Origin of the sequence: Microbacterium marmarense (assembly GCF_037204165.1) — a bacterium.
Lineage (GTDB): Bacteria > Actinomycetota > Actinomycetes > Actinomycetales > Microbacteriaceae > Microbacterium > Microbacterium marmarense.
On record NZ_JBBDGL010000002.1, the window covers coordinates 735,091 to 749,723 of the forward strand.

The following is a 14,633-nucleotide window of genomic DNA, read 5'->3' on the forward strand; positions in this document are numbered from 1 at the left end:
TAAAGGGTGAAGCGTGCCGCAGTCGTCGCCATCGTTGCAGGAGCAGTCGTTCTTGCTGGCGCTGCCGTTGGCGTCGTTTTCCTCGCAAACAGCGCGGACGGGCCAGCAGAAGCTGCGCAGTCGTATCTGAGCGCTCTTGCCTCTGGCGACGGCGAATCGGCCGCAGATCTGATCGTTGGCTCTCCGCGCGACGCATCGGAGCTCGCGTCAGCACTTGACTCCGCTGCCTCCCTCATCACCTCCCCAGAGGTAATGAGTGTTGACGTGGCCGATGCGCAAGCCACTGCAGCTTTCGCTTTCTCGCTGGAGGGTGAAATCGTCGAAGGCACGTTCACCCTGGTGAAGACTGCCGATGGATGGGGTCTTGCCGACGATGCTGTCGGCGTCATCGTGCCGACAGCTCAACAGGGCGACTCTGTGATGATCGCGGGCACACTCGTGTCATCAGACACCACCGTGGTGTTGCTGCCCGCGACGTATTCGGTGACAGCTGCACCCGTAGGGCTTCTCGAGGGCACCGTGACGGCGCGCGTCACCCCGGGCGCCACGGTTGATGCTGCAACGCCCGCGGAGCTGTCTGCCGAGGCGGTAGCAACTGTTCAAAGGCAGCTGGATGCCTATGCCGATGTGTGCGCGGCTTCAGTCGACAGTGTTCCTGACGAGTGTGGCATCCGCGTGCCGTGGGGCGTTGATCTCGCTTCGCTGCACCGCATCGCCTTCCAGATCAGCTCGTACCCCATCGTGGATCTCAGCGACGACGAGAGTTTTCGCTCCTCCGACGGTGTGATCACCGCGACTGCGACGGGAATCACCCGCGATGGCGAGGAGCGATCCTTCACTTATCGAGCGGATGATTGGGCGATGCAGGGAACAGTGCAGTTCATCGGCAATGAGATGGTGCTCTCGGTCTTCTAAGACCTCGCCGGTCAGAACTGAACGCGCGGTGGTTCTGCGATGCCAGCTCCGTCTACAACTTCGAAGAAATCGCGCTCGTGGAAACCGAGATTGCGGGCAAAGAGGTTGTTCGGGAACACCTTGATCTTGGTGTTGAGCTCTCGGACTCCCCCGTTGTAGAAACGGCGCGAGGCCTGAATCTTGTCTTCGGTGTCGACGATTGAGTGCTGCAACTGAAGATAGTTCTGACTCGCCTGAAGCTGCGGGTACGCCTCTGCCACTGCGAACAGCGACTTCAACGCCTGTTGCAGGTGCCCCTCGGCAAGGCCCGCCTCAGCGGGTCCCGACGCGGCGAGCGTTTCTGCTCGCGCACGCGTGACGTTTTCGAACACTGCCTTCTCGTGCGCAGCGTATCCCTTCACCGTCTCGATCAGGTTGGGCAGCAGATCTGCGCGGCGCTTCAGCTGAACCGTGATGTCGCTCCACGCTTCGTCGACGCGTACGTTCAACTGCACCAACGAGTTGTAGGTTGCCCAGAGGTAAATACCGACTGCAGCAACCAGCACTACGACGATAAGAACCGGGATCAGCCATTCCCACATGCGCACGACTCCGTTCTAAGTATGAGTTCATCCTAATCAACGGCGTCACCTGTGGCGACGACACTGCCCGTACTCTCAGCGGTCACTCACCAAGAACGCGCTCCAGGTAAGGGTTGTGGAACATACGATCGGGATCAAGTCGGTCGCGTACCGCAACGAAGTCATCGAAGCGCGGGTAACGCTCCCGCAAGACGGACGCGTCAAGAGTGTGCATCTTGCCCCAGTGCGGCCGACCGCCGAACTCGGTCATGATCTGCTCGACGGCGTCAAAATACTCCGCAGGGTCGTCTCGCCAATATCGGTGTACCGCAATGTAGCCCGATGCTCTGCCGTGAGCGGTCGACATCCATAGCTCATCGCCCTGTGTGAAACGCACCTCGACGGGAAACGAGATGCGCCAGCGACGCTCGCGTACGAGCGCCTGCACCGCCTCGAATGCCGCGCGCACGTTCTCAATGGGAAGTGCGTACTCCATCTCACGAAATCGCACTGAACGAGTTGTCGCGAACACGCTGTCCGAGGAATCGGTGAACTCGCGGTCACCCCACAGCTTCACCGAGAGTCGATTTATCGCCGGTGCCGTCGACGGAGCCAGGTGTGTCAGACTGCACGCCACCTGGTGCAGCGCGGTGCCCACCAGCACGTCATCGACCCACTTGCCGATCCGCGGGAGCGGATGCTTGGGAGCGTCCGCCGGCAGACGCGTGTTGGTCTTCGTCATGGCCCTGTCGGTGTGAGGAAACCAGTAGAACTCAAAGTGGTCTGTCGCTGCCACTCGGGCATCGATTTCATCGAGCACGTGTTCGAGGGACTCGGGTTGCTCGATCGCGTGCAAAACGAACGCCGGCACGCAACGGACTGTGACATCAACGATGACCCCCAGCGCTCCCAGCCCGAGCGCTGCTGCGGGGAGGAGCTCAGTGTTTTCTTGTTCGTTCACAACGAGAACCTCGCCGTCGGCGGTAACGAGGGTGACGCCCACCACCTGGGTGGCGATTCCACCGAACCGTGTGCCGGTGCCGTGCGTGCCGGTCGAAATCGCGCCCGAGATCGACTGGCTATCTATGTCACCGAGATTCTCCATCGCAAGGCCGTAAGGGGCAAGCAGCTGCGGAATCTGGTGAAGTCTGGTTCCCGCGAGCAGCGTGACATATGAGCGATCTGCATCGACGCTCACCAGTCCCGAAAGATATACGAGCTCGAGCAACACGCCCGGGGCGACCGCAATGCCCGTGAAGCTGTGACTCGCGCCAATAGCTTTCACTCGCAACCCACGGGCACCCGCGGCCACGACGGATCGCTGGACTGCCTCGGCTGTTCGCGGGTACTCGACGGCCTGCGGGCGAACCTTCTCGCTACGACCCCAGTTCTGCCAAACGCCGCCCATGCGCATCATAGGAAGGCTCTCTGTTCACCGCGATACGTTGCGCTCTCCCCGACGAGTCGATCCCCATCGACGAGGTGATACGACGCGACGCGCTCTGCCAGCTCCCCGCTCTTCGAGTGTCGAAACCAGACGCGGTCTCCAACCTTCAGCGTGCGGGCAGCCTCGCCTTGCAACGGCGTCTGCACCTCTCCCGCGCCTTCGCGGCCGAGAGTGGCGAGCCCCTGGGGCCAAACCAGTCTGGGTTGGCGCGACTCATCAGCCGGTCCAGAAGCAATCCAACCACCGCCCAGCACAGTTGCAATATCGGCGGTTGGCTTGCGCACAACCTCGAGCGAGAACGCAGCAGCCGGAGCGGGAGCGAAGGAGCGATACCCGTCGAACAGGTGACCCGCGAGCAAACCGCTACCGGCAGTGACTTCGGTGACCGACTGGTCCGAGGCGGTGAGCTCAAGTGAGCCAGTCCCGCCGCCATTCACGAACTCGATCGGAGCAATGTCGCGCAACAGCCGCACAATCGCGGCGCGCCGCTGGAGCAACTCGGCACCGGATCGGCGTTGCATCCACCTGATGGCGACATCACCGCGGCCTGTCGAGTTTCCCTGGCCGGCGATCTGAGCCTCGTACATCATCAAGCCGACCAGCTCGAAACCGGGGCGGGCGACGATCGCGCGGGCGAGCGACGCAGCTTCTTCAGGCTCGTGCACCGGCGACCTGCGCACGCCGATGTGTCCGAGTCCCCGAGCTCGCCACGAGGCGTCAGCATCGATGCACAGCCGAATCGCAGGCCGTTTGCCCGGCTCAACCACTGAGTCAATCAGGTCGAGATGCGAAACATCATCGACCATGAGTGTGACGCGGGCGGCAGCACGCTCATCCGCGGCGAGTGCTGCAATCGCGTGACGATCGGCCGTCGGGTATCCCACCACCACGTCGCCATGCCGCTCAGCTAGCCACAGCGCTTCGGGGAGAGTGAAGGCGAGGATGCCACGGTATCCGGGTAGAGCGAGCGTGGCATCCATCACTTCTCGCACGCGAATCGACTTGCTGGCAACTCGGATCGGCAGACCGCTGGCGCGCACTACGAGGTCGAGCGCGTTGTATCGCAGGGCTGCAACGTTAATCGCGGCGATCGGCCCCGAGAGGTTTTGAGTGGCGCGAGTCATCGCACCCCAGTAGGCCGCTGGATCGCTCCAAGGCGACTCCGTCGTCGGGGTGGACAGCATGGTGAGGCTCATACGGCCCGCTTCGGGTGCGCGCACATATCAACAGCCTAAGCCTGCCGCACGCCCGCGACCCATTTGTTTGGTACCCCCGCTGGGGCTCGAACCCAGACTGGAGCGATTTTAAGTCGCCTGCCTCTGCCAATTGGGCTACGGGGGCACGACAGATGCGCCTCGAAACGCATGTCTGTCTGGATCAGCGTACGACGAAGTCGCCGGCTCCGTGGTGAAGCCTAGCTGCCTCAGCCTCCGGTAGGAGCCTTCTCTGCGGGCTTCGCGCCAGCGTCGGGCTTCGGCGGAGTTTCCGCTGAAGCCGCTGGGCGCGGCCGGGCAGCGAACTCTTCGAACACGTAGCGCGGGTGCTGAACAGTCTGCAACGACACGTTGTCGCGGCCGAGCCAGAAGTTGTGCCACCAGTCGCCGATGACGCGCCACTTGCGTTCCCACGACGGCATTGCGAGACCGTGGTAGCCACGGTGCGCGACCCACGCGATGAAGCCCTTGAGCGCGATGTTGCCCGACTGGAAAACACCGTTGTACAGCCCGAGCCCTGCAACCGCGCCGAGGTTCTTGTGAATGTACTCGCGTGGCAGTTCTCCGCGCAGCACTGCCACGAGGTTCTTGGCAAGAAGCTTGGCCTGTCGCACTGCGTGCTGCGCATTCGGCACGCAGTAGCCGCCGGGCCCAGCTCCGGTGAGGTCGGGAACCGCCGAAATATCGCCAGCTGCCCAGGCGCCCTCAACGATCTCGTCGGCCGTGCCCACGCGCAGATCAGCGCGAGTCGCAATGCGCCCCCGCTCTTCGACGAGCAAGTCGCTGCCGCGCACCACCGTCGGGTTGGCCATAACTCCCGCGGTCCACACGATGATGTCGGTCGGGATGATCTCGCCGGTCGACAATTCGACGTTGCCGTCCACGGCGCCAGTCAGCTGGGTGTCGAGGTGCACGTTCGCGCCGCGCTTTGCCAGCGACTTGAGCACCCATTCGCTCGTCTTGAGCGAAACCTCGGGCATGATGCGCCCCATGGCCTCGATCAAGTGGAAGTGAGTGTCTTCGAAGCTGAGCGTCGGGTAGTCCTTGATGAGCGATGATGCCAGGGCACGAAGCTCGGCAAAGATCTCAATTCCTGCGAAACCACCGCCGACGACGACGACCGTCAGCAGTCGGTCACGCTCGGGACCGGCGGGCAGGTTCGATGCGCGCTCGAAGTTCGTCAGCACACGGTCGCGAATAGCGACAGCTTCTTCAATCGTCTTCAGACCAATTGCGTTGTCTGCGATGCCCGGAATCGGGAACGTACGCGACACGGCACCAGCGGTGACGACGATCTGATCGTAGGTCTCCTCCCACGCGTCGCCCACCGCCGGGGTGATTGTCGCGGTCTTGTTCGCGTGGTCGATGCCCGTCACCTTGGCGGTGACAATGCGCGTCTTCTTGAGGTGTCGGCGGTGTCCGACGATGACGTGGCGGGCTTCGATCTCTCCAGCGGCAACTTCGGGAAGAAACGGCTGGTAGGTCATGTAGGGCAGCGGGTCAACCATGGTGACCTCGGCTTCGCCCTTGCGAAGGTGCTTTTCGAGCTTCCAGGCGGTATAAAAGCCTGCGTATCCGCCACCGACAATGAGAATCTTGGGCACGGTGTTCGTCACGGGGGAATTACTCCTGAGTATCAGCGGCTCGGCGAGGACCTCGCCGATCGGATGCGTCGGACAGCAGCAGTGACGCCGAGCGCCACCAGTATAGCGCTGGCAGTGCCGAGCATGAGCGGGACCGAGCCGTAGACAAGAGTTGAGTAGCTCGGAAGCAGGGGCGAAGCCACCGTGGTGACGTCTTCGACGGGCGGAAGCGCGGGCACGACGACCGGCTCTTGGGTCTGCACAGGAGCCGGTGCGCTGTCGGCGCGGCGATACAGCCGAATCCAGTCGCTGAGACTCCCCATCGGGTTGCTCTGCACGGTAGGAATGCTGGCCGTCACGGCCGCACCCGCGTTGACCAGCCCGTAGCCGTAGAGCGGATCAGGATCTGCTGTCGCGGCTGCCGCAGGCTCGGCCGTCTGGATGATCCGATTGATAACATTCTGTGCATCGAGGTCAGGGTGGGCCGATCGCACGAGTGCCGCGATGCCCGCGACGATGGGCGCGGCACCGCTCGTGCCGTCCCACTGCACGAGCCGTCCGTCAGCCGACACACCGATGAGTCGTTCGCTCGGTGCCGAAACTCCTATCGTGATTCCCTGCGTCGACGCATCGACGCTCGCCACACCGTTGGGGTCGACGCCGCCTACCGTCAGCACACCCGGGATCGTGGCCGGGGCACCGACTTTCGTTGTTCCACTCCCCCGGTTGCCCGCTGCGACAACGACGACGACGTCGTTGTCGAATGCGTACATGAACGCGTCATCCCAGCTTTCGTCCCAGGTCGACTCGTTCGTGGTGAGCGACATGTTGATGACGTCTGCACCATTGTCGACAGACCAGCGGATCGCTTCGGCAATCTGCTCTGTGAACGGTTTCTGAGCGGCAGCGCCAAACCCGACCGAGACCGAGAGCAGTTCGGCCTCTGGCGCCACGCCGACCATACCTTCCTCTGCACCGGTGCCGCGGGCAGCTGCCAATGAGCCAACCCAGCTGCCGTGGTCTGCATCGACGGCACCCACCGGAGTGCGACCGTCGGAAGTGCCGAGACCCGATACATCGGTGCCCGCAACGACAGCCCCCTCAAATTCGGCCGGTCCTCTCCCGATGCCAGTGTCAATGATGGCGACACGCACGCCTTCGCCGCGTGTGACCTCCCAGGCGTCGTAGACGCCGTAATCCTCGAGCCAGTACTCCGCGCGTCGAACCGGATCGACGTCGTCGGCTTCGGGCGTCGCGGTGGGAGTCGCTGCCGTCGTGGCTGCGGTTGTCGCTGCGGGCAACGCTGCGGTTGTCGCTGCGGGCAACGCTGCTATCGACTGCGCCGAGCCCGCCGCGGCCGTCAACGGCAGAGCGGCAACCAGCACTCCGACTGCCGCGAGCGAGGCAAACGAGCGGCGGATCATCCGCCGTTTCCGGGATCGGCGCACACACAACGATCTGGTGACCAGACCGACATCTCGAGCGCTCGGTCGCCGATGGGGTTCACACCCGGTCCGGCAGCCAACGCATGACCGGCCAAGGCGTGGAGGCACTTGACGCGCGTGGGCATTCCCCCGGCCGAGATCCCCTCGATCTCAGTGACCTCGCCGTACTGCGCGCGATCAGCGAGGTATGCCTGATGAGCGCGCTCATAGCTGGCCGAGAGCTCCTCGTCTTCTGCCAGCTCTTCGGCGAAGACGTTCATCACGTGGTCTGCCTCGAGCTTGGACATCGCGATCGTCGCCCCCGGATGGGTGAGGTAGTAAAAAGTCGGGAACGGGGTTCCATCCGGCAGCCTCGGCACGGTGGCGACCACCGTCGGATTCCCGCACACGCAGCGCGCCGCTACTCCGAGCACGCCCCGCGCGGGGCGTCCGAGCTGCGCCTGCAGAACGGCGAGATCAGCATCATTGACAGGGGCGAAAGGCGGGGTCGTCACGACCGCTACGCTACCGGGTACGGCTGAGACACCGCTGGATTACTCGGTCGGCGTGGGCGTCGGCGCGTCGTCTGGAATGCCGATCGTCGGCGCGACGACAGTCTGTGCGAGTCCCGCTTCAGTCACCGAAGAGACAAGTTGCGCCATCCAGTCGGTCCGCGTGACCTCCAGGGTTTTACTCACTTCGCGCTGCTCGACGGGAAGGTCTTCCGGCGGCAGATCATTGTCTACCAGGTAGACGACCTCGCCTGGCTTGACGTAGTACAGCCGCTCGCGCGCTTGCGTGGTGATGTAAGCCGCGTCCGACCATCGGTCACGTTCCTGCTCGAGCGCTGTGACTTCTTCTTGGCTCAGTTGCACCGCGGCTTCAAGAGCGGCGATCTGCTGGCGCTGATTCACGTAGGTGCCGATGGTCGGCACGAGCACGAACGCGGCAAGCACCACGAGCGACAGCATGATGACCATGAATCCCGATAGGCGAATGCCGCCGAGCCAGCCGCGCACATCGATCTGCCCCCGCCCCGCCGAGCGGGGGGTACGAGAAGGGGGAGCCGTCTTCTTGACCACGGCTCCCCCTCTCACTTGCGGTGTGTTGAGCGCTATCCCTTGAAACGGGGGAACGCGGCGCGGCCGATAAAGCTACCGGCGTCACCGAGCTCTTCTTCGATGCGCAGAAGTTGATTGTATTTCGCTACGCGCTCGCTGCGTGCGGGCGCGCCGCTCTTGATCTGACCTGCGTTCGTCGCCACGACCAGGTCGGCGATCGTCGTGTCTTCAGTTTCACCGGAACGGTGCGAGAACATCGAGGTGTAGCCGGCACGGTGTGCCATATCAACAGCGTCGAGCGTTTCGCTGAGCGTGCCGATCTGGTTCACCTTCACAAGCAGCGAGTTGGCAACGCCAAGGTCGATGCCCTGCTTCAGGCGCTCGGGGTTCGTGACGAAGAGGTCGTCGCCGACGAGCTGCGTCTTGACACCCAGCTTCTCGGTAAGTGCCTTCCAGTCTTCCCACGAGTCTTCTGCCAAAGCGTCTTCAATAGTGACGATCGGGTAGTTGTCGACGAGGTCAACGTAGTAGTCAGTGAGCTCGGCTGCGGTCCATGGCTTGCCCTCGAAGTGATACTTGCCCTCGGAGTAGAACTCCGTTGCCGCGACGTCCATGCCGAGCGCGATGTCAGTGCCAACGGTGAAGCCAGCCTTCTCGATCGCCTTGACCAAGAAGTCCAGGCCCTCACGGTTGCTGCCGAGGTCGGGCGCGAATCCGCCCTCGTCGCCAAGACCGGTCGTGTATCCGGCTGCCTTCAGCTCGCTGTGCAGCACGTGGTAGGTCTCAGCACCCCAACGCAGCGCCTCAGAGAAGCTGGCCGCGCCGATGGGCGCGAGGAAGAACTCCTGGCAGTCAATGCCGTTGTCTGCGTGCGAGCCACCGTTGATCACGTTGAACAGCGGCACGGGAAGAACGTGCGCGTTGGGGCCGCCAAGGTAGCGGAACAACGGAAGATCCGCGGAGTCTGCTGCGGCCTTGGCGACGGCGAGAGACACGCCCAAGATCGCGTTCGCGCCCGCGCGCGACTTGTTGTCGGTGCCGTCGGTCTCGATCAGAATCTCGTCGATGATGCGCTGCTCGCTCGCCTCGACTCCTTCAATTGCCGGGCCGAGCTCGTCAACAACCGCGGCGACGGCCTTGAGGACGCCCTTGCCGTTGTATCGACTCTTGTCGCCATCGCGAAGCTCATATGCTTCGAACGCGCCGGTCGACGCACCTGAGGGAACGGCCGCGCGCTGAACGATGCCATCGTCGAGCAAGACCTCCACCTCTACGGTCGGGTTGCCGCGTGAATCCAGAATCTCGCGTGCGCCTACTGCCTCGATAAGTGCCACTTAGGTACTCCTTGTGTCGTGGAGGGGTGGATCTGCGGAGCGTCTTTGGTCCGTTCACGAGTCTAGTGACCGTGAACGAACTTGCCAGTGTCATATTTCGTTGCGCGCCGCACCCGGAATCGCCGCGCTCAGATCACTACCGCCACGGCGACTCCGTCATAGCCCTTTCGGTCGAGAGTCTGCAGCGCCGTCGCATCGAAGCGTGGATCACGCGCGAGCATCTCGAGTCCTCGTTGCGTCCCGATCACCTGAGAGTTGGTGGTCGCCGGGTCAGCGATCTCGCCTCCTCGCCCAATATTGTCGACAACCACGACGGTGCCCGCTCGTCCCAGACGCGCAGCCCAGTCAAGGTAGACGGTGTTGGACTCTTTGTCTGCGTCAATGAAAACGAGGTCAAAGGGCGAATCGCCCTCAAGCGTGGGAAGCACATCGGCGGCGCGTCCAACCCGAATGTCGACTTTCGCCCCCACGCCCGCGCGGTCGAGGTTGGTGCGCGCAACGCGGGCATTGGCAGGTTCGGCTTCGATCGTGATCACGTGACCGTCGTCAGGAATGGCGCGCGCCAGCCAGATCGTCGAATAGCCCGCTAGCGTTCCGATCTCAAGCACCCGGCGAGCACCCGAGATGCGAGCGAGCAGATTCAAGAACTTGCCGTTCACCGGTGCGACCTCGATCGCAGGCATCCCGGCCGCATGCTGTTCGCGCACGGCCGCGTCCAACACGGGATCCGCTCCCACGAGAAGCTCGGTCAGATAGCTGTCGACGCGGCGCCATGCGTCTGGAGAGGGCTCGGGCATAGGCCCAGCCAACCGCGGCGCTGGCGTGACGTCAAGTGTCTGGCAGATGTGTAGTGATGGTCTCGACAATGCTGCAGATTGCCTGCGTCAGTTGCTATCAGGTGGTTGCAGCGTTCGCGCGCTCGGCTAGAGCAGAGAGCAATGACGCGCCGGTTTCGGCATCGTCAGTCGTGACTACGAAGTGCCGCCCGTCGTTTCGGGTGACCTCGATCGCTTGACCTGCCCGAAGCACCACGCCAAACCGGCCCGGAGCCATTCGCACGCCCCAACCCCCGAACTCGCCCATCGGCATGACGTCTGCCACTTCGACAGCCGCGATGTCGCTCAGCGGCACCGAAAAACGCGGCACTCCCCATACCGACCGCACCGTCAGCCCAGCGTGATTCACCACGACAGTGAATGCCGTTGTCGCGCCTACCGCGATCAGCAGAACTAGTCCGGTCGTCGCGAGAATCCATCCCGAAGCTCCGGAATCCGCGGCAACGGCGATGATGCCGGCGCCGGTCAGAACGATCGACACCCCCCAGAGCACCCACATGACGGCCGGCGTCATGGCAGCTCCGTGCACCCAGACGACGCGTTCGCCCGAGGCGAGCGCAAGATCTTGGGGAGCTCGCGAGAGCGAGCGCACTGTCTCGGTCGCTGGCTGCAAGAACCACGCCACCAGCGCCAGCCCCGTCGCGACGACCAGCGCCACGACGAGTGGCAGAAAGATCCCAGTGGCTTCCGCCGACGATTCCGCGCCCTTCTGCATGACGAACGTCCACGTGAACAACACAACGATGAGCGCCGAAACCCATGTGCCGGTCGCGCCGAGGAAGCGATAGGTCACTCCCCTGTCGCCGCGCCGAAGGCCGGGAGCGGCAAACAGCGCCAGCAAAGCCGGAACACCCAAACCAAGCAGCAACGTCGTCAGCGGAACCAACCATGCTGGCGCGAAACCGTCTGGCTGACCTGCGGCATTCCAGTGGGTGGCCACGGTCGCGGGCACGTGGGGCAACGCGATGAGCTGGATGACGATGCCGATGAGGGTGATCACGGCCGGAATGACAACGGCAACCAGAACGAAGCGGCGAGCCACCAGAGAGGATTCAACGGTCATGAGCGATCTCCTTTACGAGAGAGGTCAACAGTTCGGGTGAGACGCCGAGGTGGCGAGACCTCGCCACCAGCTCGTCGATCTCGTTGCGCAGATCTGCGAGTGCAACCACTGCATCGGTGATGATCGCGCCTCGGCCACGCCGCATGTCGACCAGGCCCTCGTCGCGCAGGTCTTGGTATGCGCGCAGGACGGTGTGCAGATTGACGTCGAGCGCGGCTGCCACGTCGCGAGCGGTCGGCAAACGGTCGCCGGCGCGCAGTCGCCCCGCTGCGGCATCCGATCGGATCGACGCTGCGATCTGCTCGAACAGCGGCGCGTCGCTGGTGGGTTCGATTCTGACTAGCACGAGATTATTCTATATCAAATAGAACAAGCCGGTTCCATTCCTGCGGCAGCCTCACCCGAGTCGAGCGGATCAGGTGTCGTGAACGATCGGCGCGTCGTCTTCGCGGTGATCGTCGATCCCGCCGGCGGGATAGCGCTCGACTTCGGGGCGCGACCTCAGCGCGAGAGCGCTGACGATCAACCCGCCCCACACCAGCACGAGGGCGAGAATCAGAAACGTGATGGCAACAGCGGTCATCGCACTACCTCCTCGGTGTACTCGGGCCACACATCGAAGTCATCGACCGGACGCTTCCACTTCAACAACGGCATCACCACAGCGCCGATGACCAAAAGCAGCACTGCACCCCAACCAACCGCCAGAAGGTAGCTGACCGGATAGCCTTCGTATCCCTCAAAGACAAGCACAACGATGCGCTGAATCAGCATGTACCCCAGCACCACGGGCGCAAGCAGGCCAACGAAGAAGAGCCAAGAACGCCCCACCCGAAAAGTGGAGACGCTGTTGAGATGAAAACGCAGTTCCTTGCCCTTGCGCAGCATCCACAGAACAAAGACGACTGTCAGAATCGCCGAGCTCACAATGCCGATGTTGTTGACCCAATGATCGATGGTGTCGAGGGCGATGAGTCCGGTGGTGGTTGAGAACAGCAGCACCGAAAGCACTCCCGAAACGACCCCGATCGTGGCGGCAGATCGGCGCGGTGACAGGTTGAACTTCTCTTGAAAAGCTGCCGAGACCACCTGGAGCACCGACAGCAGCGAGGTGAATCCCGCAACGACGAGCGATCCGAAGAACAATGCGCCGAACAGCGGTCCCCCTGGCATCTCTGAAACGATCGCGGGGAACGTGACGAATGACAGCAACACTCCGGTGATGTCGTTCAGTTCGCTCACTGCAATTCCTTGCTCGAACGCGAAGAACCCGAGGGTGGCGAACACGCCGATGCCGGCGAGAATCTCGAACGACGAATTCGAAAAAGCCACCACGAGACCTGGAGCAGTCAGATTCGACCGGCGCTTGCGATACGACGAGTACGTGATCATGATGCCGAAGGCGATCGAAAGTGAGAAGAAGATCTGACTGTATGCGGCGATCCACACATTCGGGTCGGCGAGTGCTTCCCATTGCGGTGTGAACAACGCGTTGAGGCCATCCGCAGCCCCCGGCAGGAAGAGGGCCCGCACAACAAGAATCAGAAAGGCCACCACCAGCAGCGGCAAGAAGATGAAGTTCGCTCGCTGAATTCCACGGGCGATGCCTGCTCCGAGCACCACGATTGCTGCGATCCAAACGATCACAAGCGGTATGAGCACTCCTGGCACGAACTGCATGCTCAAGCCCGGGTCACCGAGCTGCAGATAGTCGTTGATCAAGAACCCGGCAGCGTCGTCGCCCCAACGCAGATCGAATGAGAAAACGAAGAAGCTCAGCGACCAGGCGATCACCACGGTGTAGTACAGCCCGATGACGAAAGCGATCGTCACTTGAAACCAACCGAGGCCTTCAAGCCACCGCCCGTTTCGCTGCCCGCCGAGCCGGCGAAACGCAGTCGGTGCCGAACCCCGAAACCGATGCCCGATCGCATAGTCGAGAAACAGAATCGGGATTCCCGCCGTGATCAGCGCGATGAGGTAGGGGATCAGAAACGCGCCGCCGCCGTTCTCGTACGCGACGCCGGGAAACCGCCAGATGTTTCCCAGCCCGACCGCTGAACCGATCGCCGACAGAATGAATCCGGCTTGGCCGGTCCATTGCTCGCGCTGCGGTGCGACGCCAGCTGATGCCGACGCGGGGGTGGATGCTGACACTGGCGCCTCCTCGTTACTGGGCCACGTGAGCCCGTTGAGCGCACGCTACCAGCGTCACCGTGCTGAGCGCACCTGGTTGTTTACGCGGACGCGTTCTGCTCTTTACGCGGACTCGTTCTGCTCTGTGACCGCCGGGCTGGTCACCTCGTGCGTGGCAGCCTCGACAGCAGCTTGTCGTTCAGCCACGGCCGTTGCGACAGCGGGAAGCAACGCATCAGCAGTGCGGCGATATCCAAGGGCGCTCGGGTGAAAACGGTCGAGGCTGAACATCTCATCGGGTTCAGAGATGAAGAACTGCCCCACGGTGTGGCGCAACGACACCGCATGTGCGCCCGCGCGACGCGCAACCGCGGCCTGTTCGGCCGCCAACTGTCGCGAAAGTCGCGAGCCGAGTATTCGCAGCGGCTGCGGAACAGGACGCAGGGCGCCAAGGTCTGGACAAGTGCCAACAACGACGCGTGTTCCTCGAATGTGCAGACGCTCGAGAGCGCCCGCCAAATGGCCCGCTGAGATGGTGACGGGAATGCGATGCGTGATGTCGTTGCCACCGACGATGATGACCGCGACGTCTGCAACGTATCCGTCAGCGAGGCCGTCGAGCTGCACGCCAAGCTGTGACGACTCCGAGCCCACCACCGCCGCGGTCGTCAGGCGCACGGGGCGCTGCATCTGCGATGCCAGCGCTTTCGCAAGCCTGCCGCCGAGGGTGTCTTTGCGTCGGTGTGCACCCAGTCCCGCGGCGATCGAGTCGCCGAGCAGGAGGAGCTCGATCGGTGTTCCCTCGAGTGACCGCTGCCAGATGCGGTCGGCATCGATAGCGTCTTCGCCCAGCGGCTTGCCAATTCGACGCCGCGCGATGGCCGCTTGTCGATGCAGCGCGGTGCGTGCGCTGAGCACTGCAGCCATGAGCACCCCGACCGTCAGCAATGCGCGCTGCAGCTTCCAGACGCTCTCCCACTTCCAGAGGCTCTGCCACTTCCATACGCTCTGCGACTTCGCCATGCGCCCCATGAGCAGAGTCCACATCTACGAGCTGAAC

Annotated in this window: 15 protein-coding genes and 1 tRNA gene; 1 reads left to right on the forward strand and 15 read right to left on the reverse strand. The window is 63.1% G+C overall.

All coding sequences use genetic code 11. The features are described from left to right. The first annotated feature begins 6 nt into the window (after positions 1-6). On the forward strand, positions 7-915 hold the full coding sequence (locus WDU96_RS09970) for a hypothetical protein (protein WP_337338326.1): 909 nt from the start codon (positions 7-9) through the stop codon (positions 913-915). 11 nt (positions 916-926) lie between these two features. On the opposite strand, the gene WDU96_RS09975 is transcribed toward WDU96_RS09970, so the two are convergent. From WDU96_RS09975 to WDU96_RS10045, 15 genes are all read right to left on the reverse strand, one after another. Further along, entirely contained in the window at positions 927-1,496 is a 570-nt protein-coding gene (locus WDU96_RS09975) for a LemA family protein (RefSeq protein ID WP_337338438.1), read from the reverse strand. An 82-nt stretch (positions 1,497-1,578) separates the two neighbouring features. Continuing rightward, complete coding sequence (locus WDU96_RS09980; RefSeq protein ID WP_337338327.1) at positions 1,579-2,892, reverse strand: D-arabinono-1,4-lactone oxidase; 1,314 nt, start codon at positions 2,890-2,892, stop codon at positions 1,579-1,581. Continuing rightward, a complete protein-coding gene (locus WDU96_RS09985) occupies positions 2,889-4,118 on the reverse strand; it encodes an alanine racemase (RefSeq protein ID WP_337338439.1) in 1,230 nt (409 codons plus the stop codon). The genes WDU96_RS09980 and WDU96_RS09985 overlap by 4 nt, the downstream gene beginning before the upstream one ends. 68 nt (positions 4,119-4,186) lie before the next feature. Then, a tRNA-Leu gene (locus tag WDU96_RS09990) sits at positions 4,187-4,263 on the reverse strand. Between the two features lie 82 nt (positions 4,264-4,345). Then, a complete protein-coding gene (locus WDU96_RS09995) occupies positions 4,346-5,740 on the reverse strand; it encodes an NAD(P)/FAD-dependent oxidoreductase (protein ID WP_337338440.1) in 1,395 nt (464 codons plus the stop codon). A 32-nt stretch (positions 5,741-5,772) separates the two neighbouring features. Beyond that, a complete protein-coding gene (locus WDU96_RS10000; RefSeq protein WP_337338328.1) occupies positions 5,773-7,143 on the reverse strand; it encodes a S8 family serine peptidase in 1,371 nt (456 codons plus the stop codon). Further along, entirely contained in the window at positions 7,140-7,658 is a 519-nt protein-coding gene (locus tag WDU96_RS10005; protein WP_337338329.1) for a DUF501 domain-containing protein, read from the reverse strand. The genes WDU96_RS10000 and WDU96_RS10005 overlap by 4 nt, the downstream gene beginning before the upstream one ends. Before the next feature lie 39 nt (positions 7,659-7,697). Next, positions 7,698-8,225 (reverse strand): FtsB family cell division protein, encoded by a 528-nt coding sequence (locus WDU96_RS10010; RefSeq protein WP_337338330.1) that lies wholly within the window; start codon positions 8,223-8,225, stop codon positions 7,698-7,700. A gap of 32 nt (positions 8,226-8,257) precedes the next feature. Next, positions 8,258-9,538 (reverse strand): phosphopyruvate hydratase, encoded by a 1,281-nt coding sequence (eno, locus tag WDU96_RS10015; RefSeq protein WP_337338331.1) that lies wholly within the window; start codon positions 9,536-9,538, stop codon positions 8,258-8,260. Between the two features lie 128 nt (positions 9,539-9,666). Next, positions 9,667-10,335 (reverse strand): O-methyltransferase, encoded by a 669-nt coding sequence (locus tag WDU96_RS10020; protein WP_337338332.1) that lies wholly within the window; start codon positions 10,333-10,335, stop codon positions 9,667-9,669. Between the two features lie 97 nt (positions 10,336-10,432). After that, complete coding sequence (locus tag WDU96_RS10025) at positions 10,433-11,437, reverse strand: DUF1648 domain-containing protein (RefSeq protein WP_337338333.1); 1,005 nt, start codon at positions 11,435-11,437, stop codon at positions 10,433-10,435. Beyond that, positions 11,427-11,783 (reverse strand): GntR family transcriptional regulator, encoded by a 357-nt coding sequence (locus WDU96_RS10030; RefSeq protein ID WP_337338334.1) that lies wholly within the window; start codon positions 11,781-11,783, stop codon positions 11,427-11,429. The genes WDU96_RS10025 and WDU96_RS10030 overlap by 11 nt, the downstream gene beginning before the upstream one ends. Positions 11,784-11,852: 69 nt before the next feature. Then, on the reverse strand, positions 11,853-12,020 hold the full coding sequence (locus WDU96_RS10035; protein WP_337338335.1) for a methionine/alanine import family NSS transporter small subunit: 168 nt from the start codon (positions 12,018-12,020) through the stop codon (positions 11,853-11,855). Then, the gene (locus tag WDU96_RS10040; RefSeq protein WP_337338336.1) at positions 12,017-13,594 is read right to left on the reverse strand and encodes a sodium-dependent transporter; all 1,578 of its coding nucleotides are present in this window, start codon (positions 13,592-13,594) and stop codon (positions 12,017-12,019) included. The genes WDU96_RS10035 and WDU96_RS10040 overlap by 4 nt, the downstream gene beginning before the upstream one ends. A 102-nt stretch (positions 13,595-13,696) precedes the next feature. Next, positions 13,697-14,620 (reverse strand): SGNH/GDSL hydrolase family protein, encoded by a 924-nt coding sequence (locus WDU96_RS10045; protein ID WP_337338337.1) that lies wholly within the window; start codon positions 14,618-14,620, stop codon positions 13,697-13,699. Positions 14,621-14,633: the final 13 nt, after the last annotated feature.

Excerpts from the sequence above, each read along its gene's own strand:
- WDU96_RS09975 (WP_337338438.1), bottom strand. The coding sequence starts at position 1,496 with ATGTGGGAATGGCTGATCCCGGTTCTTATCGTCGTAGTGCTGGTTGCT.
- WDU96_RS09980 (WP_337338327.1), bottom strand. The coding sequence starts at position 2,892 with ATGATGCGCATGGGCGGCGTTTGGCAGAACTGGGGTCGTAGCGAGAAG.
- WDU96_RS09985 (WP_337338439.1), bottom strand. The coding sequence starts at position 4,118 with ATGAGCCTCACCATGCTGTCCACCCCGACGACGGAGTCGCCTTGGAGC.
- WDU96_RS10000 (WP_337338328.1), bottom strand. The coding sequence starts at position 7,143 with ATGATCCGCCGCTCGTTTGCCTCGCTCGCGGCAGTCGGAGTGCTGGTT.
- WDU96_RS10020 (WP_337338332.1), bottom strand. The coding sequence starts at position 10,335 with ATGCCCGAGCCCTCTCCAGACGCATGGCGCCGCGTCGACAGCTATCTG.
- WDU96_RS10025 (WP_337338333.1), bottom strand. The coding sequence starts at position 11,437 with ATGACCGTTGAATCCTCTCTGGTGGCTCGCCGCTTCGTTCTGGTTGCC.
- WDU96_RS10035 (WP_337338335.1), bottom strand. The coding sequence starts at position 12,020 with ATGACCGCTGTTGCCATCACGTTTCTGATTCTCGCCCTCGTGCTGGTG.
- WDU96_RS10045 (WP_337338337.1), bottom strand. The coding sequence starts at position 14,620 with ATGTGGACTCTGCTCATGGGGCGCATGGCGAAGTCGCAGAGCGTATGG.